6 protein-coding genes are annotated in these 8,165 nt (G+C 71.7%); 2 read left to right on the top strand and 4 right to left on the bottom strand.

Going from position 1 to position 8,165, the window contains the following annotated elements:
* The 4 genes from G3I65_RS58730 to G3I65_RS08185 all read right to left on the bottom strand — a co-directional run.
* A partial coding sequence (locus G3I65_RS58730; protein ID WP_160695554.1) for a YrhB family protein occupies positions 1-1,593 on the bottom strand: 1,593 nt, incomplete at its 3' end.
* The gene (locus tag G3I65_RS08195) at positions 1,594-3,009 is read right to left on the bottom strand and encodes a TNT domain-containing protein (protein WP_166639807.1); all 1,416 of its coding nucleotides are present in this window, start codon (positions 3,007-3,009) and stop codon (positions 1,594-1,596) included.
* A complete protein-coding gene (locus G3I65_RS08190) occupies positions 3,006-3,455 on the bottom strand; it encodes a hypothetical protein (RefSeq protein ID WP_160695553.1) in 450 nt (149 codons plus the stop codon). Before G3I65_RS08190 ends, G3I65_RS08195 begins: the two co-directional genes overlap by 4 nt.
* Positions 3,455-7,348, bottom strand: a complete 3,894-nt coding sequence (locus G3I65_RS08185) for a toxin glutamine deamidase domain-containing protein (RefSeq protein ID WP_160695552.1) — start codon at positions 7,346-7,348, stop codon at positions 3,455-3,457. Before G3I65_RS08185 ends, G3I65_RS08190 begins: the two co-directional genes overlap by 1 nt.
* Between G3I65_RS08185 and G3I65_RS08180 the strand changes: the two genes are divergently transcribed.
* Both G3I65_RS08180 and G3I65_RS08175 read left to right on the top strand, forming a co-directional pair.
* Positions 7,259-7,558 carry a hypothetical protein gene (locus tag G3I65_RS08180; protein WP_163046655.1) on the top strand — a complete coding sequence of 100 codons (300 nt, stop codon included), beginning with the start codon at positions 7,259-7,261 and terminating at the stop codon, positions 7,556-7,558. The two genes, G3I65_RS08185 and G3I65_RS08180, sit on opposite strands and share 90 nt — an antisense overlap.
* 78 nt (positions 7,559-7,636) lie before the next feature.
* Positions 7,637-8,165, top strand: a 529-nt coding sequence (locus G3I65_RS08175) for a hypothetical protein (protein ID WP_160695550.1), incomplete at its 3' end; no start/stop codon positions are given.

Genomic DNA, 8,165 nt, shown 5'->3' with positions numbered 1-8,165 from the left:
CGGGCCGGTCAGCGGCGCCGCGCCGGCCGCCTCGGTCGCGAGCTGGTGGTAGGCGTTGAGCTCGGCGTCGTCGGCGTCGCGGCGGGCGTGCAGGTCGGGGACCTGGACGAGCCAGCCGTCCGCGTTCTCCATCGGCGCGCCCTGGGTGCGCAGCCAGCGCTGCAGCGCCCCGCGGACGACGCCGGGGAAGAGCTGCTCGGCCTCGCGGGACTCCGGCTGCTCGCGGTGCGGGCTGCGGACGACGGCCTCGGTGTAGAACAGCAGCCGCTGCGTCAGCGAGCCGATCCGGCCCACCTGGTCGAACGCCGGCAGCAGCTCGGTGACGCCCTCGATGCCGTACTTCGCGTGGATGTCGTGCAGCATCATCCGGTCGACGGCCGCGCCGAGGGCCTCGCCGAGCGCGAAGCCGACGTACGCGCCCGTGACGCGCTGCCAGCCGTAGCGGAAGCCGTCGAGGTCGCGCTCGGGGTACTTGCCGAACGTGTCGAGCCGCGGCACCGTGCGCCCGGCGTTGTCGTAGGCCGGGGCCAGTCCGTTCGCGCGCAGGTCGTTGGGCTTGCTCCGCGGCGGCTCGGGCATCTGCAGCCGCTTCAGCCAGGACTCGCCGAGCACGGTCTTCGCGCACTCCTCCGCGGTCAGCTCGAAGCCGCGGCGGCGGGCCTTCTCGGCCGCCTTGAGCGGCGGCTTCACCGGATCCGGCAGCCCCATCCGCGACGCGGTGTCGGCGGCGACGCGGATCAGGTCCTCCTCGGCCTCCGGGCAGCGGCCGTGCACGTCGATGCGCGGCTCGTGGCGCGGGAACCGCTTGACGATCTCCGCGAGCTCGCCGCTGGAGACGTCCTCGATGGTCGTCGGGCCGCCGTTGATGACCAGGTTCGGCGGGTGCTCGAACTCGGCGAGCGTGGCGACATCGACCTTCCACCAGCCGTGCTCGCGCGAGGGCAGGTGGCGGGTCGAGCTGAACACCTTGAGCTCGTTGCGCTCCTCGGCGAAGTAGAACCGGTCGGTCTTGCCGGTCTCCAGGTCGAGCGGGACGAACACCTCGCACCGGATCAGCCCGATGAGCAGCAGCTCCCGGGTCAGCCAGCCGACGCTGCCGAACGACAGCAGCGTTTCGAGGGTGTTCTCCGGCTTCGGGTAGCCGCGGCGGATCGGCCCGGCCTTGTACTCGGGGTTCTCGCGCTCTTCGCCGGTCTGGTTGCCCTCGGCGTCGACCTTCACCCAGCCCGCGACCGCCTGCAGCGGCACGCCCAGCTCACCGAGCCCGGCCTTCACGTACTCGGGGTCGACGACCTCGCGCCAGTTCTCCTGGCCGGGGAACGCCACCGGCACCGACAGCCCGCCAGGGTGCGGGTGCGCCTGGCGCAGCTCGCCGTCCGGCTCGCGGACCACGACCGACGGCGGCGGGAAGATCTCCTTCTCCGGCCGGCCCTCGTCGAGGAACGCGATGGTGTTGTAGGGCACCGACCAGCCCTCGGGGATGCGCAGGACCTTTTCGGTGTCCACCCGGAGCCCGGCGGGACCGGAGACGTCCGGACCGTGCACCGCGCGCAGCCACTGGCCGACCTTCGCAATCGCTTCCGCCGCTTCCACCTACTCGATCCTCTCCAGGCTTCCGTCGGACTCGTGCTCGGCGATCGTCTTCGGCAGCACGAAGGCCACCGCGCCACCCGGCAGGTTCGCCCACGGGACCGTGATGCCGGTGATCACGTGCAGCGGGCGTCTCAGCCGGTAGCTCCGCCGTTCCCGCTCACGTTCCAGCGGCAGCGACGTCGTGGCGAACCGTACCTCCCCGTGGTGGACGAGGTTGCCGGGTTCCTCGCCGAAGCGCAGGACGACCGTACCCGCCACCAGCCGGGTGATGCGCTTGTTGCGGAGCAGGGTGAGGGGAGGCTCACCCGGAGCCGGGTGCACCGGCCAGTCGTCGAGCTCCTTGGCCGTCTCGAGAGGTGTTTCGTGGCCGGCGGTCATCCGCGCGGGGTGCAGCAGCAACGCGCCCAGCAGCTGCTGCGCGGCGTCTTCGAGCCGGTCGAAGTACTTCGGCTCGCGCGACTTGCCTCCGGCGTAGGCGGCGACCTCCCAGCCGCCGGGCGTGAAGTTGAGGCACCACGTCCCGTCCGCGCGGTCCCCGACCCGGTAGGCCTCGGGCCAGACGCCGTGCTCGCCGAGCCGCTGGACCAGCACGATCAGCAGCTCTTCGTCGGCCAGCTTCGGATCCGGCGTCGTCTCCAGCTCGGCGACGGCGTCCCCGGCGGTCTTCTTGACGTCCGCCCGGCCCGGCTTCGGCCGCGGCTCGCCCCGCAGGTCCGCCTCGGCGGTCCGCCGCACCAGCGGCTCGACGTACGGCGGCTGGAAGTGGTTGCGCCGGATGTGCGCCACCAGGTCCGGTTCGGGCGGAACGCCGTGCTTCGCGAGCAGGAGCGGCACCGCCTCGGACCAGATCCAGGTGCCGTCGCTGTGGAAGCGCTGGTCGGCGTCTTCGTGCACGACGGCTTCACGCTCGAGGTACTGCAGCACGAGCGGGACCTCGGTGTCGGTCAGCGGCGGCCGCTCGACGTCCGGGTCGCCGATCTCGGCGTGCCGGAACTCGAGGCCGAGCGGTAGTTGCGCGCGCAGCCGCCACCAGTCCGGGATGTGCTCGTCGGCGCGCGGGAACGCGGCGAGCTCGTCGGGGTAGGCGGCCGCGGGCGGCGGCTCGGTCCACACCGGGTCGTCGTCGCGGGCGAAGTCGAAGTCGAACGTGCCGTCGGGGTCGAGTGTGAACCGCGCCTGCAGCCAGGTGCCGCGGTCTTCGGTGTACATCCCCTCGCGCAGCTGGGCGAAGAGCTCGCCGAGCGCGTCCGACGTCGTCGCGTTGTGGCCGTCGAGTTCGCGGTGCGCCCCGACCTGCCGGAAGTCGACGACGGCGGGCCCGGCGGCGTCCACCCGGTGGTCGCGCAGGAGCTTTCCCAGCTGCACCAGGAGGGTGCGCTGCTCGTCCGGCGAAAGTCGTTGTTCCACGTGAATCATTGCCCCGCGTTGAACCGGCTCGTCACGGTGAACGACGGCGGCTCACCGGCGGCGATCCGGGCGGCTTCGTCTTCCCACATCTTGAAGGTCCGCTTCTGCAACGCGCGAACCAGCGCGGTCTCCTGCTGGGTCCGGCGGCGTCCTTCCCGGAAGGCTGCGTTGTCGATCCCGTTGATCGTCTCGTAGAGCGCGAAGATCGGGCCGTCGCCGGACAGGTAGTGGTTCCGCTCGATCTCCGTCTCGTGAACGAACTTCTCTTCGCTGAGGGGACCGTCGATGTTCGAATCGGTGGTGGCTCGCATGACCTCGCGGATGTGGCTGCTGTCCGGCACGAAGAATCCGGTCCGCAGATCGAGGAGGGTGCCCGCCAAGCCGCCGCCGGGCGTCGAGTCGATCCGGTAGGTCTGGGCGTAGTACTTGTAGTACATCGGTGTCCGAACGGCCATCAGCTGCTCTCCTCGGCTGTCAGTCCCCGCCGGAACGCGTCCCCGAAACGGTCTCGGACCTGTTCGGTCAACGCCGCGTCGAGGGCTGCCTCTTCCGGGGAAAGGAAGCCCTCGCGGCCCTCCTTCTTGCTGAAGGTCTCGAAGTCCCGGCGCACCTCGTAGAGCGCGTGCTCGTAGGACGCGACCTCGTCGATGTGCGTCAGGTGCAGCCGCAGTTCGGCGACGTGCCCGTTCGGCAGCCGGACGTTGAGCTGCAGATCCCGGTAACCGCTGTCCTGTGGTTCGGCGAGCCGATCCGAGAACTTGACGATCGTGAGTTCGGGATCGCCGCGCACCGCGTCGAGCGCCCGGTACATGTCCGCCACCCGCTCGAACTGGATCTTCGCGCCGACCAGGTCGGTCAGCCGTGAACCGTCCCAGCCGTACTTCGCGATCTTCGCCAGCGCCCGGACATCGTCCTTGGGCTCCGGCCGGAATCCCGGGTGGCCGTCGGTCTCGCCGGCGATCCGCTCGGTGATGCGGTTGAGCGTGCCTTGGGTTTCGGGCCAGCGTTCGCGCTCTTCCGCGACCCATTGCCGGCAGTACTCCGGATCACCGGCCCGACTCAGGTCGAAACTCGCGTGCAGCCGCAAGGCCCGTTCGGTCTCGTTGACGATCGTCGTGACTCCGTCGGAGATCTGCGCCTGCTCCGGCGTCGGGTCGAACGGCTCGACCCCCGACCGCTCGACATCGTCGATCACGCTGTAGCCGCGCTCGTTCACCTCGTGGACCGCGTCCTCGAGGATCGGGATCGCCTCGGGGTGCTTCAGCAGGCTGGCCAGTGTCTTCGGGTTGTCCAGCAGCGAGCGCGTCAGGTAGTCGTTGCCCGGGTCGGCCAGCACCCGCACCAGGCCGGGGTGTTCCGCGAGGTGGGCGCGGATGTAGTCGGCGTCCGCGTGCCCGTCGAGCGCCGCGGCGACGTCGTCGCGGGCCAGGAACGCGTCGTGCGGGGCCGCCGTCCCGTACCCGCCGTGGTCGCCGGTGACGTGGTCGGACCCGAGGTGCACCTCGTCTGGCGTGCCGACGTGCATCAGCTTGATGCTCTTCGGCGGTTGCGGCAGGTGCATGAGGTCGCCGGACTGCGGGTCGATGAACGCGACGCCGTCGCGGGTGTGCACGACCATCGCCACGTGCCCGTACACGACGCCGTTCGGGCCGTCGTACTTCACGGCGACCACGGCGTGGTGGTCCAGCGGCCGCTCCCGCATCTCGCGGATGACGTCGTCGTAGCTGCCGCGCGCGGAGAACGTCTCGCCGAACCGGCCTTCGAGGTGTTCGAGCGTGCCGCGGGTGCCCATTTCGTGCAGCAGGATCGGCTCGGCCGTCATGTCGCCGCCGCGCATGCGGTCCAGGTACGCCTGGGGGCCGCGCGTGCAGTTCGACATGTAGCCGTTTTCGAGCGCGCCGGGCTGGTGGAAGCCCGGGTTGACGTCGCGCAGGTGCGGGTGCCGGTCCTGGACGTAGACCGCGCGCTCGCTCGGCGTCGTCCCGCCGGCGTGGATGGCCGGTTCGGCGGGCGGGTTCGTCGAGCGCGCCAGCCGCGAGTAGTCCGGCCCCGGCTCGGCGGCCGGCACCGGTTCGGCCGGCGTCTCGTCGACGGTGTCGTGGACGGTCGGCTGCTCCGGCGACGGCGCGACGTGCTCGGGCTCGTCGAAGCCGTTGAGCCGCTCCATCAGCGCGGCTTGCCTGCGGCGCTCGAACTCGGCCGCGTTGTGGTCGTTTTCCGCGCGCCGCTCGGCCATCTTCCGCTGCGCCGCCTCGGGATCGAGGTAGCGCGGGTGCCCCGGCCCGATCTCCTCGGCCTCGATGACCCACTTGCGGCGGCCGTCCGGCGTCAGCTCGAGCCGGCGTTCGTGCACCAGCAGCTGGGTGCCCGGCGGGGAAAGCGACTCACGCTCGCCCGGGTTCTCGGCGAGCTTGGAGATGTCGCGCAGGTTGTCCGACCGGACGTGCAGCTCGACGTCGTCGCCGAACTTCGACGTCGAGAGCTCGCCGGTCTTGATCGACGCACTCGAGAACGCGGGCTCGACGACGACCGCCCCCGGCTCGTACGGCCCGGCGACCAGCTCGGCCAGCCGCGGATCGCCGCCGACGTCGATGCCGCGGATGCTCTCCCCGGACGTGCGGGGAACCTGGTTGAGGCCGTCCATGATCGCGCGGGTGTTCTCGTGCGCGAGGTCGAACCCGGGGTGGTCCGGGCCGCGGCGCAGGGCCTCGTTGACGTCGTAGGCGTACTCGCCGCGGGTGTAGCCGTGGAGCGCGACGGCGCCCTCGTCGGTGAGCGGCAGCCCCGCGGCGTCCCGGCGGTCCAGCGCGCGGTCGTGGATCTGCTGGTAGATGTCCTCGTCACCGACCGCGCGGCGGATGCTTTCGTGGTCGGCCGGGGTGCCCCGGTGCTCGCCGTCGAAGAGGTAGCCCTCGTCGTGCGGCACCCGTTCGGTCGTCGGGTTGAGCCGGTCGGAGATGCCCTCGTGGTGCACCGGAGGCGCGTCGCCGCCGCCGAGCGGCATGGCGTGGATGCCGCTGGCGTCGTGCGGGAGCTCGGCGAGCCGCCCGGTCACGGGATCGGCGAAGAGCACCCCGTGCTCGGTGTGCACGCCGGCGACCAGCCGCGTCTCGCCGTTCGGCGTCTCGAAGGCGACGGCCGTCCGCGCGCCGACGGGACGTTCCCCGAGGTCACGGGCGACGTCGTCGAAGCTGCCCCGGCCGTGCCACTGCCCACCGAGCTGTTCGCCCAGCTCGCCGAGGCTCTGCTGCCGAGCGGGCCCGGCGACGACGTCCTCGCCGTTCATCCGCCGTTCGAAGGCGACCATCGACTCGGCGGCGTTGGTCCGGAAGCCGTTCTGCAGGGCGTCCGGGCCGTAGTGGTTGCGGGTGTTGACCGCGCCCAGCTCGGGAACGGCGTCCCGCACGAGCCTCGCGTGCTGTTGCGGGGTCTCGACCGACCCGGCGTGCAGCACGGGCTGCCCACCCGGCGTCAGCGGCTCGGCGAGCCGCGACCATCCCCCGTCCGGCTCCCCGGTCGCGGGCGGCGGCCGCTCGGGCAACGGCGCGGCGTTCGGATCGTCGAAGGCGGTCAGCTTCGACATGTCGCCCGGCCGCAGCTCGGGGTGCTCGGCGTAGAACTGCTCGAGCTCTTCGTCGGCCTCGCGCTGGAAGCGTTCCTCGTCGGCGCGCTCGTCGGCCCGCCGCTGCTCGATGGCGTGGCGAGCCTCGTCCGGCCCCAGGTGCCGCGGATCCCCGGGCGCGATCTCCTCGGCGTGCACGACGTAGTGCGGCTGCCCGGGCTCAGGCTTCGGCTTGTGGTTGGGGTGCCCCGGCCCCTCTTCGACGCCGGTGATCTTGAACTGCGTCCCGGCCTTGAAGAGGACCTCGCGCTCGTGCCCGATGCTCGCCATCGACTCGACATCGCGCCCGGTCTTCGACTGGATCCGCATCTCGACTTCGCCAGGGAACCTGCTGCGCGGCTGATCGGCGTCGATCTTCGACGAGCTGAGGAACGACGGTTCGGTGATGTGCGCCCCGTCGTGGAACCGCGCGATGAACGCCTCGAGCCGCGAGGGATTCCCCCCGAAGTCCACCCGCCGCGAAACAGTCCCGACGTGCGGCGGCAGTTCGTTCAGCCCGGAGACGAGCGCCCCGGCTTGAGGTGCGAGGTCGACCAGCTCGGGGCCACCCATCCGCAGCGCCCGGTTGAGCGGCCCGACCATCTCGTACCGCGTGTAGGCGTGGACGGCGAAAGCCCCGTCGTCGGACATCCCGGGATGGTGCTCGTCGCGCTTGCCGAGCGCCTCGCGGCGGACTTGTTCGTGCCGCCACTCGCCGTCCTCCAGGCTCTGCCGCCCGGAGTCCATGAAGGTGTCCTCGACCCGCCGGATCCCAGCGGGATCATCGGTGTGGAAGTCACCGTCGTCGAGGTAGGGCTCGTGGGGTTCGGCGTGCCCGTAGTCGGGTGCTCGGTCGGCGGCCGCGTCACGGTGCTCGTCGTGCGGCTCTTGCCTGACAGGTTCGGGCTGTTCAGGTTCCGCTGCGCGCTGCTCGGCCAAGTCGTCGTTGGCGCGTGACTCTTGTTCGCCCGTGGCGGTTTCCGACTCCGCCGGCCGCTGTTCCGCAGCGCGCTCAGCCCCCGGCTCCGTCGGGCGTTGCTCGCCGACGCGCCCAGCCGCCGGCTCCTCACCGGCGCGCGGTTCCTGCTTGGTCGTTCCCGGCTCAGCAGTGCCGTGGTCGCGCGCCGCATCGTCGCTGACGCGTGGTTCTTGCTCCCGCGCGGCGGTTTCCGGTTCCGCCGGCGCGTGTTCGCGTGCGGCTGTTTCCGCCGCGGTCGCGCGTTGTTCGGTGGCGCGTGGTTCTTGCGTGGCGGTTCCCAGTTCCGCCGGCGCGTGTTCGTGCGCGGCCGTCTCCGCCTCGGTCGCGCGTTGCTCGTCGGTGCGCGGTTCTTGGGAGGCCGTTTCCGGCTCCGTCGGGCGTTGTTCGGTGGCGCGTGGTTCCTGTGCGGCGGTTTCCGGCTCTGCCGGGCGTTGTTCGGCGGCGTGCTGGGCGGTCGGCCGCTCGCCGGCGCGCTCGGCCGATGCCGGTGCGGCCTGCTCGCGTGCCGTCGATTCCGCCTCCACCGGGCGCTGTTCGTCGCGGGCGCGCGTGTCATGCGCCGCAGGCGGTTGCTCGCCCGGGTGC

It is taken from the genome of Amycolatopsis sp. SID8362 (assembly GCF_010550475.1).
GTDB lineage: Bacteria > Actinomycetota > Actinomycetes > Mycobacteriales > Pseudonocardiaceae > Amycolatopsis > Amycolatopsis eburnea.
This window is presented reverse-complemented; position numbering and strand designations above follow the sequence as displayed.

What these genes read in the sequence shown, in the direction of transcription:
- G3I65_RS08195 (WP_166639807.1), bottom strand. Translation starts at nt 3,009, where the DNA reads ATGATTCACGTGGAACAACGACTTTCGCCGGACGAGCAGCGCACCCTC.
- G3I65_RS08190 (WP_160695553.1), bottom strand. Translation starts at nt 3,455, where the DNA reads ATGGCCGTTCGGACACCGATGTACTACAAGTACTACGCCCAGACCTAC.
- G3I65_RS08180 (WP_163046655.1), top strand. Translation starts at nt 7,259, where the DNA reads ATGGTGCTCGTCGCGCTTGCCGAGCGCCTCGCGGCGGACTTGTTCGTG.
- G3I65_RS08185 (WP_160695552.1), bottom strand. Translation starts at nt 7,348, where the DNA reads ATGGACTCCGGGCGGCAGAGCCTGGAGGACGGCGAGTGGCGGCACGAA.